The organism is Neobacillus sp. BF23-41, assembly GCF_041106275.1.
In genome coordinates, this window is the sequence record NZ_JBGBPR010000015.1 from 1 (window position 1) to 18310 (window position 18310).

Here is an 18310-nt window from a genome sequence, read left to right on the forward strand (position 1 = left end):
CAGCGTTCGTCCTGAGCCAGGATCAAACTCTCCAAGAAAGTTGATTAGCTCATTTGTTACGTTGGCTTAGTTTCTTATTTGAAACTAAAAATTTTGTTTGTTTGCACGATTTTGTTTGTTTAGTTTTCAAAGATCAATTTCTCATTCGCTCGTAAGCGACTTTATTAATATAACACAAAGCGTTTGAAAGTGTCAATAACTTTTTTTAAAACCGCCACTTACGAAAAAATCATTTAGTTTGTTTCTCAGCGACGGTTATTAATATACCAAGTAACAACGAAAAGGTCAATAGGTTTTATTGCTTTTTTACGATAATTTTTTATTGAGTCGATAACCTCTATGAAAAACCCCTTGGCCCTTCGTTTCAATATTAACTACATCTATCAAATGTTTATCAATTAAATATTCAAGAAGCACTCCCAAATCGACTGAGTATGGGATCAACTCTTCTTCACTCATAATTTCATTAAACATCCAAATTTCCTTACGACTAAGAATATCTAACAAATGGACTGTCCCAATATTTGTTCTCGAATGGATCATGAACTCGCTCGCAAGGAACAGCAGCTCAAGTCTTTTCTCAAGCGTTTCTTCGCTATAGACAAGTTCTTCGTATAGTTTATAAATTTCTGGTTCAATCTGTTTTACTTGATTCCAAACAGTCAGTTCTGGATGGAGTCCATTTTCTAATATGGCTAACCTGGCAAGATGGTGCAGCGAATGGACAACATAGTTGTATGCATCTAAAAACTGATGACCTTCAAACAAAGCTTTTCCATCCACATATCGCCGAATCAATTTGGCAAATTCTAAACCCATTTTTATTTTGCGTCCGTTAAAAGGAAATTCTCGCAATTCCGTTTTTAAATTGACTACGTATTCATTTCGATCAAAAATGATTTTTGCCTCATGAAGCCATTCAAATATTTTCCGATTCGATCCTAATAATAACCACTCTTGCAACTGCGCTTCTGTGATGATATGCATTGCTGCCTTTTTATCGTAGTAAGTATAGTGCTTAATGAATAGCGGTTGATCCGCTTCTTTGACAAGAACTAAGAGAATTTCATCAAATGAATCTGTTATGTGGCTTAACTTTTGTTTTTTTTGTACCATTAATACTCCAAGGGTATTTAATTGGCTCGCCCTTTCTTGATAAATAGGCCGAAGGATGTCTTCCATCTTCATTCCTCCATTTTTTTCAGGTAGCAATATAAGTTCGACAAGGAAAATAAATCTCCTTCTTTATTCAAAGACAAATTTCGACATTCTTCTACCTAGATTTTTCTTTTCTGTTTATAAATATGGTATAGTTTTCTCTAGGAGGGAGTTACATGGCAAAATATTCGAGTAAAATAAATAAAATTCGTACCTTTGCATTATCGTTAATTTTCATTGGTTTCATTGTTATGTATGGTGGTATCTTTTTTCGATCTTCACCACTTATTATGACCATTTTTATGATTTTGGGCCTTCTTTTTATTATTGCCAGTACTATTGTTTATTTTTGGATTGGAATGCTTTCTACAAAAACCATCCAAGTAAAATGTCCAAACTGCGGTAAGCATACTAAAATGCTTGGTAGAGTGGATATGTGTATGTATTGTCGTGAGCCATTAACCCTTGACCCTAATTTAATAGGCAAGGAATTCGATGAGTCCTATAATAAAAAATCCTAAAAATAAAAAGAGGAAGAAGTAAACCAATCTGCAGAATAGCTGCCATGGATTACTTCTTCCTCTTTTATTTGCAGCAAAAGACTGATTTTTTAAAAATCAGCCGCCCTCCTATTTAATGCACTTCTTTACTTGCGCACTCTGGGCAAGAACCGTAAATTTCCATGCGATGATTCTCGACTTTAAAGCCGGTTACATGCGATGCTAAGTGCTCCACTTCATCTAAGCCCGGATAAAGAAAGTCAACAATTTTCCCACACTTCTCACATATCACATGATAATGATGGGATGTTACAAAATCAAAACGGCTGGAGGCATCTCCAAAAGTTAATTCCTTCACTAGACCCACTTCACGAAATACTCGTAAATTATTGTAAACTGTCGCCACACTCATATTAGGGAATTTTCCCTCTAGAGCTTTATATATATCATCTGCGGTAGGATGTGACATCGAGTTTATTAAATATTCAAGTATCGCATGACGCTGCGGAGTAATCCGTACCCCTGTTTCTTTTAAGGTATCCAACGCTTCTTTTAAATGATTCATCGCCATGCACCTTCTTTCTAAAAAGTATTCTTAGATTATAATTGTTATAATTAATTTTACTAAGTAATTTGTACTTTTGTCAATATTGTTATCTCATTAAAGGGAAATGTTTATGGTGTAGCAAGCTCCGCCCCCACATAAAAAAGATTTGTTTGTATTTTATGATAAATATTATCAATTATTTCTTTCTCTTGAAAATTTTCATTATTAAATGACTCACCGCAAGTCCAAACCTAGAACTTATTTCATGATAAATCCCATATATGCTTATTTAAATTGAAATTTAGAAATCCTTTTTATTTCCATAAAAAAAGGGGCCACTATGGACCCAAAGTTTATCTGAGGAGGTATGCCCTAATAAAATGATATTCAATCTTACGTTTCTTGCATTGGACAAATGCCTTTTCTGTACAAAATAGGCTTCAGTATGCAGATCAGCTTAACTGTTCTCGTATGTAAGATAAAGCCTCTTCTACATGACCTTTAACTTTGACCTTTCTCCATTCTTTGACGAGTTTGCCTTCCTTATCAATAATAAAAGTAGATCTTTCTATACCCATGTATTCTTTCCCAAAGTTTTTCTTTAACTTCCAAACTCCAAATGCTTCCGCTAAAAGATGTTCCGTATCTGCAAGTAGCAAAAATGGTAAACCATATTTCTCTACAAATTTCTGATGGCGGTCAACCGGATCCGGACTGACTCCCAAAATCACGGCATTTACCTCAGTAAATTGTTGAATTTGATCCCGAAAATCACATGCTTCGGTTGTACAGCCTGGAGTCATGTCTTTTGGATAAAAATAAATTACAACATTTGTGCCCCAAAATTTTGAAAGATTTACTGTTTCTCCATTATTAGCTTCTAACTCAAAATTCGGTACTTTCATTCCGATTTCAACTGTCATCCCTACCACTCCCATTGTAAATTATTCCTTATCGTTAGCGTAGCAAAACCCTAGCTGACAAAACAACTATCCTGCATCGCTAACTTACTTTTTCCCGATCAAAAACAACGCGGGCAACAAATGCAGCAGGTAGTGTATAACCGATCAACGCCTCTGTAACGGTAAGGATTCTTCCAATCCCATGTGGAATGACATCGCCATTCCCAACTGAAAATAAGGTCATTGCACTAAAGTAAAAGCTTGTTTCAAAAATATTTTTGTTTTGATTATTTACCTCTATCAACAATGACATTCCGATTAACTCAAAAAGCAAATAAATAAGACCAAAACCAATAATGACAGTCAAATACACAGAACCTAAATACAAAAAATTATCAATTGATACCAATTTACCTTTTACGGTATTTGGAATAAAAAGCGTCCGTAAACTCATAAAGATGCAAAAGATGACGATTGGAAGCAAGAAAAAAAACACCACAGACCACCTCTATTTTAACATCTGGTATTTAATTTCTATGCACGCTTGACCAATAAAATATCAAATTCTAGTTAATTGCCCGCACCTCGGTATTTTTTTACCCCTTGATTCCATAGCATTACGGAAAGTACGAAAAAAACAACTCCCATCACAGGTGTTAAAAACGAATACCAAAACCATTCTTTTTTTCCAAGGAAAAAGGCAGCAGGATAAACACCAACAAAGGCAAATGGCATCACCCATGTTAGTACAAAACGAATTAGTTTATTATAGATATTAACTGGGTACCTGCCATAGTTGCTAATATTGTACATCATCGGCATAAGAGATGTACGCGCATCTGCCCAAAAGCTAATGCAGGCAATCATGATGAAAACTCCACCATAAACCAATGCCCCACCAAGGACAAAAACAATAAATAAGATTGGATCGAACCAATGGACTTCCAGTCCCAATCGACTACCCGCATAAAACATGACAGCAAGTCCTGTTAATGCCCCTAACAATGATTCCAATTCAATTCGTTCAAGGATAATTTGAAAGAGACTGTGTATCGGCCTTGTTAAGATACGATCCAGCTCCCCCTTTACGATATAGCGCTCATTAAAATCCCAAATGTTAAAGAAGGCAGAAAAGACTGCGGAAGGTACTAGAAAAAATCCATAGATAAATATGATTTCATCCCTGTTCCAGCCATTTAACAAATTGGTATGTCCAAAGACGACCAATATGAAAATAAGGTTTATTGCTTGTGATAGTAAATCAGAGAAAAACTCTACAAATATATCTGCTCGATATTGAAGTCTCGTTTTTAAATATTGAGATATATATTGAAAAAACATAGATATGTAAAACAACTCTTACCCCCCTTGAATAATCAGTTGTTTCTTCGCCAAAATCCAAAGAATTTGGATTGGAAAAAATAATATGATTACCCAAACAAATTGTTGTGAAATTGCTTCAAGTGCCTGGGTATGGGAAAAACCTTTAGTAACAATCATACTGGGAAAATAACTGATTCCTTGAAAGGGAAGAAATTTCATCACACCCTGTGCCCAGCCTGGAAAAAAACTAATCGGCAGTAGCAGCCCTGAAAACAAATCAATAACGACACGTTTTGCCCGAATTAGCCCAGAGTTATTATATAAGAAGAAAGTAGTAATCCCAGTTAATAAATTCAGTTCCGTATTTATAAAAAAACTTAACAGGATGGAGAGCGCAAACAATCCCCAGACACTTGGATCCCAGGTAAATTTAATAGGAAAGACGAAGTAAACAATGATCATTCCCGGTGCAGAAAAAAAGAATAACCTGAAAATCCCTTCCCCCAGACCTTGCATCGTTTTCATACCAAGATAATTATAGGGCCTGATTAATTCAATAGCCACTTTACCTTCCATAATTTCTAATGCCATTTCACGATCAAGATTGTTGAAGTAAAATGCTCGAGCCATCCAGGAGACCGCTACATATGTGGTCATCTGAGTGACAGATAAACCAACAATATGTTCCTTAGAACCATAGATCGCCGACCATAAAAAATAATATGCCCCAATGTTAATGCTATAGATTAGAATTCCGGTGTAATAATTGGTACGGTATGCAAGCATCATTAAAAAGCGGATTCTAATCATTTCAAGGTATTTCTCCACTTATACTGCACCCTTTTCATAAATATTTCGAATGATTTCTTCTGTAGATGTTTCGTTTATTTTAATATCTTTAATTTTAAATGCAGCTACTACTTTGGCAATTACTTGTGAAATAAGTTCATCATTATCTTCAAGTGTGGCGGTAAAGATTTGCTCTTTTTCGTCAAGGTCCCACTTAACAGGCATTCCGCTGGTAAGATTTTTCACGGCAGAAATTCCAACCTTCTCAAGAAACTGAAACTGAAGTTCTTTCCCTTCGCCCCATTTCTCCTGGAGATTCTTAAGCGCACCATCATAAATAACCTTACCTTCATCGAGCATAATCACCCGCTCGCATAATGCCTCAATATCGGTTAAATCGTGTGTGGTTAAGAGGATTGTCGTCTGATATTTCTCATTGATTTCTTTTAAAAAATCACGAATCTTCAACTTAACGAGTACATCTAAGCCGATAGTCGGTTCATCCAAAAACAATAGTGGCGGATTATGAATCAATGCAGCCGCAAGCTCACACCGCATTCTTTGGCCAAGAGATAATTTGCGCACAGGCTTATCTAAGAGCGGCTCGATATCTAATGTTTGTATCACATGATTCATGTGGCTGTTATAATCTGCATCTGATACCTTATACACCTTTTTCAAAAGGCGAAAGGATTCTTGAACAGCAATATCCCACCATAATTGCGAACGCTGTCCGAAAACAACTCCAATGGTTTGAACAAATCGTTCCCGTTCTTTATGAGGATTCATTCCATTTACTGTGATCTCCCCTGAAGAGGGCGTTAAAATTCCTGTAAGCATTTTAATCGTAGTTGATTTCCCAGCACCGTTTTCACCGATATAACCGACCATTTCACCCTTTTTCACTGTAAAATTAATATCATTTACAGCCGGAACAACTTTATAATTTCTTGTTAGTAAGTCCCGAAACGCCCCTTTTAAACCTGACCTGCTGGAATATGACTTAAACTCTTTTCGTAAATTTTTGACTTCAATCACATTTTTCATTTTTACCTCCCGAAACAATGCCCTAAAGAATTAGTTTAGCCAATTGAGGTTGATAAAACAACAATCAAGTACCCCATTAATTTTCGCAAAAGTGAAAACAGATTAAGTGAGTGAAGAAAAGTGATAAAATAGGTAAGAAGCAATTTAAGGAGGAAAAAAATGAAATTTATTAATTCAGAAAGATTACATAATGAAGCACTTGAACACATTGTTGGTGGAGTTAATAGCCCCTCACGTTCTTATAAAGCTGTTGGCGGAGGTGCTCCGGTTGTAATGGAGCGCGCACAAGGTGCTTACTTTTGGGATGTCGACGGCAATCAATATATCGATTATCTCGCAGCATATGGGCCCATTATTACCGGTCATGCCCACCCACATATCACAGAGGCAATCAAACGTGCAGCAGAAAGCGGCGTCCTTTATGGTACACCAACACCTCATGAAGTGAAATTTGCGAAAATGTTAAAAGAAGCAATTCCTTCTATGGAAAAAGTTCGTTTCGTAAACTCAGGAACGGAAGGCGTGATGACAACGATCCGAGTTGCTCGTGCCTACACTGGAAGAGATAAAATTATTAAATTTGCAGGCTGTTATCACGGTCATTCAGACCTCGTCCTTGTTGCAGCAGGCTCGGGGCCATCTACATTAGGCACTCCAGATTCTGCGGGTGTTCCGAAAAGTATTGCTCAAGAAGTGATAACGGTACCTTTCAATGATATCGAACCATTTAAAGAGGCAATCGCTAAGTGGGGCGACCAAATCGCAGCAGTATTAGTGGAACCCATTGTCGGTAACTTTGGGATTGTTGAACCAAAGCCAGGTTTCTTGCAGGAAGTGAATGATATTACTCATGCAGCAGGCGCACTTGTGATTTATGATGAAGTCATCACGGCCTTCCGCTTTATGTACGGCGGTGCTCAAGATTTATTAGGCATCCAGCCAGATCTAACCGTGTTAGGTAAAATCATTGGTGGTGGTCTTCCCATTGGTGCCTACGGTGGCCGAAAAGAAATTATGGAAACCGTTGCACCGCTCGGACCCGCCTACCAGGCAGGGACAATGGCAGGTAATCCCGCTTCCATTCTTTCAGGTATCGCCTGTCTAGAGGTTTTAAAACAAGAAGGAATTTATGACTATTTAGACCGTTTAGGTGCGATGCTTGAAGAAGGAATTTTAGAGGCAGCTAAGGAAAATAATATTCAAATTACCATTAATCGTTTGAAGGGTGCGTTAACTGTTTATTTTACAAATGAAAAAATCGAAAACTATGTACAAGCTGAAAACACAAACGGTGAAACATTTGCAAAGTTCTTTAAACATATGCTCCATCAAGGAATAAACCTTGCTCCATCCAAATATGAAGCATGGTTCTTGACAATCGCTCATACTGAAGAAGATGTTGAAGCAACACTACATGCGGTAAGAAATGCATTTTCCTCACTTACTAACGAATAAATATGCACATTTTATGCACAAAAGGGAGTGGGAATCACTTCCTTTTTTTTATAAAATCATCATGAAAACGTTTACAATAAGATGTTCTCTCATTTATCCTACACCATTTAACCACTATTTTCTTATCCAAATTACTGCATATTTATTTGATTTCTGAAAATTCTTATGATACTATTATATTATTATTTTTAGATATACTTTTTAACTTTATACCTCGTTAAAGTAACAACCGAAATCTAACTACAAACACTATATTCTCAAACTTTAAGTTTCATAGGAGGTGAAAGAGGCCTTAGCAGATATCTGCTAAAGCCTAATAAGATGACACAAAAATGGACCCCTTCCCTTTTCAAAGATTTCCATAAACAAGAACACGATGCCTGCGGGATTGTCGCATGCCTTGAAAAAACTAAGAGCCCAACTAGAAAAAATATCTTTGATTGTATAGACGCTCTTGTGACAATGAATCATCGCGCAGGTTTTATTAACGGTGAAGGCGATGGCGTTGGCATTCATACCGATATCCCTGTCGAGCTTTGGAAGGAAAAATTGCTTCAGGCTGGCCAGGAACCATCACTAGCTGAAAAAGAAGAATTTGCTGTTGGTCATGTTTTCATTAGTCAAAAGGTAAACTGGGAAACTACCAAACAAGAATTAATTAAGAAGTTGGAGAAATACGACTTTGATTTAATTTATGAAACTGATAAGGTTACGGACACTTCTGCACTTGGTCCCATTGCCATTCAGGAAAACCCTGTTTTTTGGCAATTTGCCTGTCTTTCCACAAAAAAAGGTCAGGAATTATCAAAATCCCTTTTCGATACATTAGTTGATTTAGAAACAAACGAGCATGTCCATGTGGCTTCACTAAGTCAGAACCATGTGGTTTATAAGGTAATGGGAGCTGGGGATATTCTTCCACGTTACTATTATGACCTAGCGAATCCACTTGTTGCTTCAACCATGACACTCGGACATAATCGCTATTCTACGAATACACTTTCAAGCTTTTTCCGGGTACAGCCGTTTAGTGTTCTCGGACATAATGGGGAGATTAATACCATTGCAAAGCTTCGTGATGAAGCAAAAATGATTGGTGTACCACTTGTCAAAGATGGCAGTGACTCCCAAGATTTAAGCCGTACAATGGAAACATTAATTTGCCGTGAAGGATTTTCATTATTTGAAGCAATGGATGTTTTATTCCCGCCAATTATCAATGAAATTAAGGCATACCCTGAAAATCTCCAAGATCTATATACCTATTTAAGGGAAGCATGGGGACACTTTGCCCAAGGACCTGCAGGTATTATTTCTAGATTTGGTGATGAAGCAGTTTTTAGTGTGGATGCTCTTGGCCTTCGTCCGCTTTGGATGCTAGAAATTGATAGTTCTTATCTGTTTTCTTCAGAACCAGGAATCATTTCTTCAAGCGAATATACGAACGATCCGAAGCCTTTAGCACCAGGTGAAAAGGTTGGCTTTAAATGGAACGGTGAAACGTTAGAAGTATTTGAACAAGCTCGTTTTCAGAATGAGGTCTATACCCGTTTTTCTGAAAAGTTAAATTTCAGTGAGGGTAGGGTACGTTTGCTTCCTCCTTCATTAGGAAAGACAGTTACGATGAATTATCCTGACAAAATCCATAATGGACAATATAAAGCTTTTGGCTGGGAAAGAGATCATATCCAATTAATCGAACAAATGGCAGAAAAAGGTGTGGAACCAATTCGTTCACTTGGTCACGATGCCCCACTTGCTGCGCTTAACCCAGAGCGTAAAAATATTGCCGATTATTTTAAAGAAAGTGTTGCCGTTGTAACGAATCCTGCTATTGATAGAGACCGTGAAACAGAACACTTTTCCACACGTGTAATTATTGGTAAGCGTCCAACCCTATTCAATAAAGAAAATAGTGAAACTGTAATCGAACTTACAACTCCTCTGTTATTGGAAGGAAAAGCAGGCTACAGCCTATCCGAAAGTTTAGATCAGCCAAGTTTTGATCAAGTTGTCCACCATTTTCAGGAACAAAAGTTAGTAACCTTTATATCTACGACCTTCAAAAAAGAAGAAAAGTTGGAGCTTGCATTAGAAAGACTTGCAAATGAGGCAGTCCAAGCAGTTCAGGCTGGAAAAACATTACTTGTTCTTGATGATGCAAAAGCACACCAAGAAGATTCCTATTGGATTGACCCGCACTTAGTAACATCTGCGATTGATCAAGCACTAGTTAAGGCAGAAATAAGAAGGGATTGTTCTTTAGTTCTACGTTCTGGGGCTATACGATCACTTCATGACATTATCACTGCTTTTGGATTAGGTGCTGATTTAATTAGTCCTTATTACATGTTCTTAACGGTTCTAGACGAGACAACTAAGCCTTTAACCAATCTATATATTGCTTTGACAAAAGGATTGGAAAAAGTAATTTCAACAATAGGCATTCACGAACTGAGAGGTTACGGTCGCCTTTTCTCAAGTATCGGATTACATGAGGAAATCGCTAGCCTATTAAACATCGTTAACTTTTTTGGCTCGAAGGAACTTGAGACTGATTTTGAAGCGATGAAGATGGATGCTTTGTCTAGAGCAGAGGATTACCATAATGAAAAGGAAAGAGTCGGAAAGACTTTCCATCTCTTCCCACGTATTTGGAAGGCCATTGGTGAAGTGGCTGCTACTGGTGACTACAGTAGTTATCGTGATAAAATCTCAGAACAAGAAACAGAGAATCCAACAACGATTCGCCATTTAGTTCAACTTAAAAAGAGTCATAAATCTCTCTCACCTGATGAGGTTAATCTTCGTGTTGGGGACCATGATTTACCGTTTCTTATTTCTTCGATGTCATTTGGTTCTCAGAATGAAACAGCATTCAGAGCTTATGCTGAAGGAGCAGACCGGTTAAACATGATTAGCCTAAATGGTGAAGGCGGAGAAATCAAAGATATGCTTGGCAAATATCCAAAAACAAGAGGTCAGCAGATTGCCTCTGGAAGATTTGGTGTAAATGCTGAACTACTTAACTCTTCGAATCTATTAGAAATCAAAATTGGGCAAGGCGCTAAGCCTGGTGAAGGCGGTCACTTACCAGGTTCAAAGGTAACTGCGAAGGTTGCAGAAGCACGTAATGCAACACTTGGTTCTGATTTGATCTCACCATCAAACAACCATGATATCTACTCAATTGAAGATTTAGCACAAATGATTCTTGAATTAAAGACGGCAAACGATCAAGCAAAAATTGCTGTTAAAGTTCCAGTTGTACCGAATATCGGAACGATTGCTGTCGGTATTGCCAAAGCTGGTGCAGACATTATCACCTTGAGCGGCTTCGATGGCGGTACTGGTGCTGCCAGAATACATGCCCTTCAGCATGTTGGTTTACCTGTAGAAATTGGTGTAAAAGCTGCACATAATGCCCTACTTGAAAGCGGCCTTCGCCATAAAGTAGAAATCTGGGCTGATGGTGGTATGAAGAGTGCCATGGACGTTATGAAGATCATGCTCCTTGGTGCAAACCGAGTTGGTTTCGGTACACTTTCAATGCTGGCAATTGGTTGTACGACTTGCCGTGGTTGCCATTTAGACACCTGTCATGTTGGTATCGCGACACAAATTGAATCAGAAGCACAAGCAAAAGAGCATGGCTTACGACGTTTTGTTCCACGCCAATTAGAATTAGCAGTGCAGGGAATTATGAATCTCTTCACAGCCTTTGGGACAGAGTTGAAGACAATTGCAGCATCGGTTGGTATTCGCAATTTACAGGATGCTGTTGGACGTTCTGATTTATTAGAGCAAATGAAAGGCCAAGGCCAGCTTAGCCTCTCCTATTTGTTAAAGCCGCTAGAAATTAGCCAATTTGCAAAAACAGAAGCATCTAAATCAATTGAAGAAGTTCAAATGCAGGTTGCAGTGGGTGCAGAGTATCTTGATGGCAGTGTCGATCAGTTACACTCATCTCGCGAATTTGCAAGTGTCACTTCGGAACAACGTGTGCTAGGAAGCCGTGTTTCATGTCACCGTGTTCGTGGAAGACTTGATGGTTCATACAAGCAACTTCCATCCGTACAACTTAAATATAAGGGTGGTTCCATTCCTGGAAATGGTTTGGGTGCTTATAATAGTGAAGGAATTGACATCACTGTGAATGGCGGAGGTCAGGACGGTGTCGGAAAGACTTCTTTTGGTGGAAATATCTATATCCTAAAATCCAAGGGTAAAGATGGCAATTATTACAACGGTTCCGTCGGAAAAGGGTTTGGATATGGTGCTCAAAAAGGGCTTCTTGTTGCACAAGGAAATGCCGACGCACGCGCAGGGATTAGACTTTCAGGTGCTGACTTAATTATTGGCGGTGCTGTTAAGAAGCCACTTCCAGAAAAAGAAGCAGGTAACATTGGTTCAAATGCTAATATTAAAGGTTTTGCCTTTGAATACATGACTAATGGCCGCGGCCTTGTACTGGGAGACCCAGGACCATGGATTTGTGCAGGAATGACGGGCGGGGTTATCTATATTCGCCAGCAGCCTGAGATGGGATTAACGAAAGAAGCCATTCAAAGAAGGATTGCAAAAGGAGCTAAGGTTTCAGTTGTTGATCTAGACGAAAAAGGCAAACAGGATATTAACGAACTATTAACCAAGTATACTGACTTGCTTGAACAGAATAGTCAGGCTGACGAAGCTAATCAACTTCGTGTACTTTTAACTGATCTTGAAAAACAATTTGTGCAGGTTCTTCCTGTCAAAGAACAAGCTGATCCAGCTGTATCAACAGAATGATCAAGAATACTAATAGTATCGTCCGCTGCTCTAGCGGGCGTTTTTTTATATGACATTTTCCTGTAACAAATGAAAAATAAATTCATATTATTTCTCTTGATAATATATGATAATCAATGTATAGTAACTTATTGCTGATTGAAAAAGCGCCAGTTCTGTTTTCGATGTAAAACTGTTACCTGGGGCTGCCATAAACTATATATTTATTTTTGAAAGGAAACTATTTGGAATGAAGTTAGGTGCCCGCATCTTAAAAACGGGAATTGCTATTGTGTTATCCCTTTACTTAGGTCAGTTATTACATTCACCCTCACCGGTATTCGCCGGCATTGCTGCCATATTTGCGATACAACCGACCATTTATCGCTCCTATTTAACAATCATTGAACAAATTCAAGGAAATATCATTGGTGCTTTACTTGCAGTGGTTTTTGTACTTCTGTTAGGAAATCATATTATTGTCATTGGCTTGGCTGCTATTATTGTGATTGGCATTAATTTAAAGCTTAAACTCGAAAATACAATTGGTTTATCACTTGTTACGTTAATATCCATAATGGAAACACCAGGTGGCGATTTCATACCATTTGCCGGGATCCGTTTTTCTACCATCATGATTGGGGTCTTTTCTGCATTTTTAGTCAATCTAGTATTTATGCCGCCAAAGTATGAAAATAAACTTTATTTTAGAATGACTAGCACAACGGAAGAAATTATTAGATGGATCCGTTTAAGCACCAGGCATGACTTTGATCATAATCTTCTCAAAACAGATATTGATAAATTAAAAGAGAATATCATTCAAATGGGCCAGTTCTACAGTATGTACAAAGAAGAACGCAGTTATTTTAAGAAAAATAGTCTGGAAAAATCCCGTAAGCTTGTTATTTATCGGCAAATGCATTCTGCAGCAAAAAAGGCACTTGATACTTTAAAAAGACTTCATCGTTTTGAGAATGAATTATTACACCTTCCAGAAAAATTCCAACAATCGATACAGGAACAATTAGACTGCCTAATTTACCATCATGAACAGCTCATGCTTAGATTTATTGGTAAAATTCCAAACCCTCCTGCCAATTCTGAAAATACGATCTGCTTAAATAAAAAGGAATTATTTGATTTATTTCTACTCCACCAGCAAGAAATTACCGACCATGATAATCCACTTCATTATCATACCATGCAAATTGTTGCGTCGATTATTGATTACGGTGAACAGGTAGAACATCTTGATACACTGATTACAAGCTTCCATTCGTATCATCATAATGAAGTCTCGATCGACGAAGAAAGTATGTAAAAAACCGAAGCAAATTACTCTGCTTCGGTTTCTTTTTGTTCTAACTGCTGCACTTGAAAAAGTTTATAATAATTTCTTTTTTTCTCCATCAACTCGTCATGTGTTCCGACTTCTACAATTTGACCATGTTCAATCAGGACAATTCGATTTGCGTGAGTAATCGTTGACAATCGGTGTGCAACAATAAAGGTAGTCCTATCCTTTGCTAACTCCTTGAGTGATTCTTGTATAGCATGCTCACTCTCTAAATCTAGTGCAGAGGTTGCTTCGTCAAGAATTAAGATAGGTGGATTTTTCAAAAAGACACGGGCAATCGCAACTCGTTGTTTCTGACCTCCAGAAAGCTTAACCCCGCGTTCGCCTACCTTGGTGTTATACCCTTCTGACAGGTTTAAGATAAACTCATCGGCATTGGCCGCTTTTGCAGCCATGTATACCTCTTCAGCAGAAGCACCTGGTTTTCCTAATAAAATATTATCCATAACCGATTCACTAAATAAAATATTATCCTGAAAAACCACACCAATTTTGTCTCTCAGAGTTTGAACCTTAAATTGACGGATGTCTACCCCGTCTAAAGTGATGCTTCCTTCGGTCACGTCGTAAAAACGGGGAATCAGACTAACAAGTGTGGATTTCCCGCCGCCGCTCATTCCTACGAGCGCTATCGTTTCTCCCCTTTTTACATCTAAAGTAATATTTGTCAAAACCATTTCCTCTTTTTTTTCATAAGAAAAATAAACATTCTCAAACGAAATGTCCCCGTGTACCTCGCTGCATTCTCTTGCATTAGGTTTATCCACGATATCATACTTCTCATCCAAAAATTCAAATACCCGATCCATAGATGCAAACGATTGAGTAATAGTGGTGGAAGAATTAACCAATCTTCTTAATGGATTGTAAAGTTTATCAATATAGGCAAAAAACGCAACCATTGTCCCAAGTGATAGTTGACCTTGAATGACGAGGTAAGCAGAATAACCAATGACTATTAATGGGGCAATATCCGTAATGGTATTAACTGCCGAAAAGGCTTTCGCATTCCAGCTTGTATGCTGTAATGCCTTTTCTAAGAAGTTTTTATTTTGCTTATCAAATTGGCCTTGTTCATAGTCTTCGATCGCAAAGCTCTTGATTACGGGCATCCCTTGCACCCGCTCATGTAAATAGGCCTGGACTTCGGCTAGGGCCTGGGAGCGCGAACGTGTCAATTTCCGTAAATTCCCAAAGAAAAATCTAATCGAGAAGGCGTAGAGTGGAAACAGCAAAATCGAAACAAACGTCAGCTTAACATTCATAGAAAACATAAGAATAATTGCAATAATAATTGTGGCTATATCCAGCCAAAGGTTCATTAATCCTGAAATGACAAATGTTTTCGTTTGCTCAACATCATTGATGACTCGTGATATAATTTCTCCAGCACGGGTATTTGAAAAATACCTAAAGCTTAACTTTTGGATATGTGTGTACATCGTATCCCGAATATCATATAATATTTTACTGGACGTCCACTGGGCAAAATATTGCCGATAATATTCGATTGGCGGCCTCACGATGACAAAGATTACTATCATTACACCCATAATGAACATCAGTTTATCCATTTTTTCACCGTGAGATAGGGTAGGACTTCCAACAATGTCATCAACAACATATTTAATCAGCATCGGAATCATTAATGGAATGGAAAATTTGATTACTCCAATGATAATTGTCCCAATTACTTGCAAACGGTATGGTTTTACAAATTGAAGATACTTGCGAATACTGCTCAAATTGGTCCTCCTTTCGGAATTTTCTTTAATAAGCAAATAAAAACCTGTTGATCAAATCAACAGGCGCATATATTTCTAATTGCCATCTAACGTCTGTATGTTAAATAACGTTCGTACCAGATATCGATAAAATCTGGTGCAAAAGGGCCATTCCGCTGCCGAATCCATTGAATCAACTTGTCAACATTCCTTTTTAGGATTTGATCGATAGGTGCTGGATAATTCATTTCCCGGCGATGACGTTCATACTCATCCTCGTCTAATAAATTAAAGGTCATATCAGGAAACACCTTTATATCAAGGTCATAATCAATATACTTTAGTGCTTCGCCATCAAAGATAAATGGTGAACTGATATTACAGTAATAATAGATACCATCCTCACGGATCATTCCAATCACATTGAACCAATATTGTGAATGAAAATAACAAATAGCTGGTTCTCTTGTTATCCAGGTCCTGCCATCTGATTCTGTCACAAGTGTTCGGTCATTGCCTCCAATCACCAAATTTTGTGTCCCTTTTAAAACGGTTGTTTCTTCCCAGACGCGATGGATGTGCCCATTGTGCTTATAACTATGTATTTGCATTGGTTCACCTTCGATGGGTACGCCCATGTTTCTCCCCTACCTTCATTCCTGAACGCTTTGTAACCTATTCTTAACAATATATAAATAAATAATGACAAAAGGCAACAAAGTACAATTCCTATTTTCTATTATTATAACGGTTGGGAACAGATTTTAAAACAAAAGAGCCATATTTCGATGGCTCTTTGTAAAAATTTGCGAATTTTTTTAGATATTCTTGGTTTTTTCACCTAAAAAGATGCTGTTAGGTTGATTTCCCGATAGGAATTAATTACCTCTTCTGTCTGCTTTTCAAAAATGGTCTGGATCTCTTTCAACTCTTTTTTCATCAGTCGGATATCAGCTTGAACACTTTCAAGGTCTGTAGCATCCTGCAATGTTTGTAGTTCTTCTTCGATTTGTTGACAACGTTCAAGTTCTCCTTGAAGGTATAGTAATTTTTCCATCGTCACCATTTGATCGGAAACTAATCGGTTAAAATGATCCATTTCCCTCACCACCTTAATAGTTGTATCTAATATGTATTCTCGAACAATACTGATTCTCCTTTGACAACATATGTAACCTTAAGAGAAGTTTTGTCGAAACAGAAAGAAGACACTCTATACGATTCTAGAGTGCCTTCTGCATACTATTATTAGCTTTGACCAAATTGGCCATTACCTTGGTTTTTACGTGCTTGAGATTGTTGGTTTTGCTGTCTTACTTCAGCAGCGTTAGTTTCGCTTGCAAATTCAGTTCCGAATGAGCCTTGGGACCCTTGAGAGCCTTGAGCTGAAGCAGATTGAGCATTTTGTTTTTTTACTTCAGCAGCACTTGTCATGCTCGCAAATTCAGTTCCAAATTGACCTGCAGACCCAGAAGCAGATTGAGATTGAGCGTTTTGTTGTTTTACTTCCTGGATGTTAGTTCCAGCTGAAGTTTTGTTTGGCTGTTGATTGAAGTTTGCCATTGATATCACCTCCACGAATATAATGTAACCATGCTTCGTGGAGATTATCCGCAAAAAATATTATTTAAAAATAATTTAAACAAGTAATGAAATTCCACCATCAATAATAATAGTCTGTCCCCTTATCATGCTTGAATCATCAGATAAAAGGAACATTACACAGTTAACCATGTCATCAATTTCGACCATTCTTCCAGCAGGAGTCTTTTCTTTTGCTTCTTGTAAAAGTTCTTCACGGTTTGGAAAATGCTTTAATGCTTCCGTATCGACAGCGCCGCCTGAGACCGCATTTACAACAATATTTTTCGGAGCTAACTCAACTGCCAAATATCTTGTCAAGGCCTCAAGCGCTGCTTTAGAGACTCCTACGACCGTGTAATTTTCTAAATAGCGGATCGAACCGAGAGAGCTGATGCTGACAATTTTCCCCCCGCCATTTCTTTCCATCAATTTTGCTGCTTCCTGTGCACAGAATAACAAGGCTTTACTATTTATGTTTAAGGTCCAATCCCAGTGGGATTCTTCTAACTCCATTACTGGACGCTGAACTCCTGATGCTGCATTATTGACAAACACATCCAGGCGGCCAAATTCTGCCTCAATTTGCACGAACATTTCTTTAATTTTAGCAACATCGCCAACATTTGCTTTTACAATTAATGCCTTTCTCCCTAATGCCTCAATTTGCTCGGCAGTCTCTAGAGCACCCTTTTTACTTCTTGCATAATTGATAACAATATCATATCCTGCTTCTGCCAAACGTAATGCTGTTGCCTTACCGATTCCCCTGCTGCTTCCTGTAATGAGTGCTACTTTCTGAGTCATCTAACTATTCCCTTCTATATTCAAGTATTGTTATCATTTTAACTTTTCCACGAATAGAAGACAATTATTATAAAACACTAAGGAATAAATAACCTATGAAAGGAAGTAGAAAATATGTATGTTGGACGGGATATGACAGAGCTTTCAATGATGGCTAAATCTGATTGGGAAAACAGTGAGCTTGCTTTTTTTCATCACTCATTTCAGCAAATTACTCCATATTTAAATAGCGAAGGACAAACGATTCACCGAGAGATTATTGAAGAAATTGAGAATCGCGGCGGAATCAATCGTCCAGAAGCAGATTATACACATGGAACGAAAACGGTATATGATTGAAAAATGAA

17 protein-coding genes are annotated in these 18310 nt (G+C 37.8%); 5 read left to right on the forward strand and 12 right to left on the reverse strand.

Going from position 1 to position 18310, the window contains the following annotated elements; genetic code table 11:
- Positions 1-306: 306 nt before the first annotated feature.
- Complete coding sequence (locus AB7942_RS20400; RefSeq protein WP_369448301.1) at positions 307-1182, reverse strand: nucleotidyltransferase-like protein; 876 nt, start codon at positions 1180-1182, stop codon at positions 307-309.
- A gap of 152 nt (positions 1183-1334) precedes the next feature.
- On the opposite strand from AB7942_RS20400, the gene AB7942_RS20405 reads away from it, so the two are divergent.
- Positions 1335-1679, forward strand: a complete 345-nt coding sequence (locus AB7942_RS20405) for a YgzB family protein (RefSeq protein WP_369448302.1) — start codon at positions 1335-1337, stop codon at positions 1677-1679.
- A 112-nt stretch (positions 1680-1791) separates the two neighbouring features.
- Here AB7942_RS20405 and perR read toward each other — a convergent pair whose 3' ends face one another.
- The 6 genes from perR to AB7942_RS20435 all read right to left on the reverse strand — a co-directional run bounded on the left by perR (position 1792) and on the right by AB7942_RS20435 (position 6266).
- A complete protein-coding gene (perR, locus tag AB7942_RS20410) occupies positions 1792-2229 on the reverse strand; it encodes a peroxide-responsive transcriptional repressor PerR (protein ID WP_335712806.1) in 438 nt (145 codons plus the stop codon).
- 428 nt (positions 2230-2657) lie between these two features.
- Positions 2658-3128, reverse strand: a complete 471-nt coding sequence (gene bcp, locus AB7942_RS20415; RefSeq protein ID WP_369448303.1) for a thioredoxin-dependent thiol peroxidase — start codon at positions 3126-3128, stop codon at positions 2658-2660.
- Positions 3129-3207: 79 nt separating this feature from the next.
- A complete protein-coding gene (locus AB7942_RS20420) occupies positions 3208-3606 on the reverse strand; it encodes an ion channel (RefSeq protein WP_098929924.1) in 399 nt (132 codons plus the stop codon).
- 71 nt (positions 3607-3677) lie between these two features.
- Positions 3678-4463 (reverse strand): ABC transporter permease, encoded by a 786-nt coding sequence (locus tag AB7942_RS20425; RefSeq protein ID WP_098929927.1) that lies wholly within the window; start codon positions 4461-4463, stop codon positions 3678-3680.
- A 3-nt stretch (positions 4464-4466) separates the two neighbouring features.
- Positions 4467-5258: an ABC transporter permease gene (locus AB7942_RS20430; RefSeq protein WP_369448304.1), complete on the reverse strand. Its 792-nt coding sequence runs from the start codon at positions 5256-5258 to the stop codon at positions 4467-4469.
- Complete coding sequence (locus AB7942_RS20435) at positions 5259-6266, reverse strand: ABC transporter ATP-binding protein (protein ID WP_369448305.1); 1008 nt, start codon at positions 6264-6266, stop codon at positions 5259-5261. It lies immediately after the preceding gene.
- 159 nt (positions 6267-6425) lie between these two features.
- Between AB7942_RS20435 and AB7942_RS20440 the strand changes: the two genes are divergently transcribed.
- The 3 genes from AB7942_RS20440 (at position 6426) to AB7942_RS20450 (ending at position 13815) form a co-directional block, all read left to right on the forward strand.
- On the forward strand, positions 6426-7721 hold the full coding sequence (locus AB7942_RS20440; RefSeq protein ID WP_369448306.1) for a glutamate-1-semialdehyde 2,1-aminomutase: 1296 nt from the start codon (positions 6426-6428) through the stop codon (positions 7719-7721).
- Positions 7722-8042: 321 nt separating this feature from the next.
- Entirely contained in the window at positions 8043-12512 is a 4470-nt protein-coding gene (locus AB7942_RS20445; protein WP_369448307.1) for a glutamate synthase-related protein, read from the forward strand.
- 229 nt (positions 12513-12741) lie between these two features.
- Positions 12742-13815: an FUSC family protein gene (locus AB7942_RS20450; protein ID WP_369448308.1), complete on the forward strand. Its 1074-nt coding sequence runs from the start codon at positions 12742-12744 to the stop codon at positions 13813-13815.
- Between the two features lie 14 nt (positions 13816-13829).
- Here the strand turns inward: AB7942_RS20450 and AB7942_RS20455 are convergent, their stop codons facing one another.
- From AB7942_RS20455 to fabL, 5 genes are all read right to left on the reverse strand, one after another.
- Positions 13830-15596, reverse strand: a complete 1767-nt coding sequence (locus AB7942_RS20455; protein WP_369448309.1) for an ABC transporter ATP-binding protein — start codon at positions 15594-15596, stop codon at positions 13830-13832.
- A gap of 86 nt (positions 15597-15682) precedes the next feature.
- Positions 15683-16213, reverse strand: a complete 531-nt coding sequence (ntdP, locus tag AB7942_RS20460; RefSeq protein WP_088085870.1) for a nucleoside tri-diphosphate phosphatase — start codon at positions 16211-16213, stop codon at positions 15683-15685.
- Between the two features lie 203 nt (positions 16214-16416).
- Positions 16417-16674 (reverse strand): YgaB family protein, encoded by a 258-nt coding sequence (locus AB7942_RS20465; protein WP_369448310.1) that lies wholly within the window; start codon positions 16672-16674, stop codon positions 16417-16419.
- Between the two features lie 149 nt (positions 16675-16823).
- A complete protein-coding gene (locus tag AB7942_RS20470) occupies positions 16824-17138 on the reverse strand; it encodes a gamma-type small acid-soluble spore protein (RefSeq protein ID WP_369448311.1) in 315 nt (104 codons plus the stop codon).
- 75 nt (positions 17139-17213) lie between these two features.
- The gene (fabL, locus tag AB7942_RS20475; protein ID WP_088085867.1) at positions 17214-17963 is read right to left on the reverse strand and encodes an enoyl-[acyl-carrier-protein] reductase FabL; all 750 of its coding nucleotides are present in this window, start codon (positions 17961-17963) and stop codon (positions 17214-17216) included.
- A gap of 114 nt (positions 17964-18077) precedes the next feature.
- Between fabL and AB7942_RS20480 the strand changes: the two genes are divergently transcribed.
- Positions 18078-18302, forward strand: a complete 225-nt coding sequence (locus AB7942_RS20480; protein ID WP_369448312.1) for a hypothetical protein — start codon at positions 18078-18080, stop codon at positions 18300-18302.
- Positions 18303-18310 lie beyond the last annotated feature (8 nt).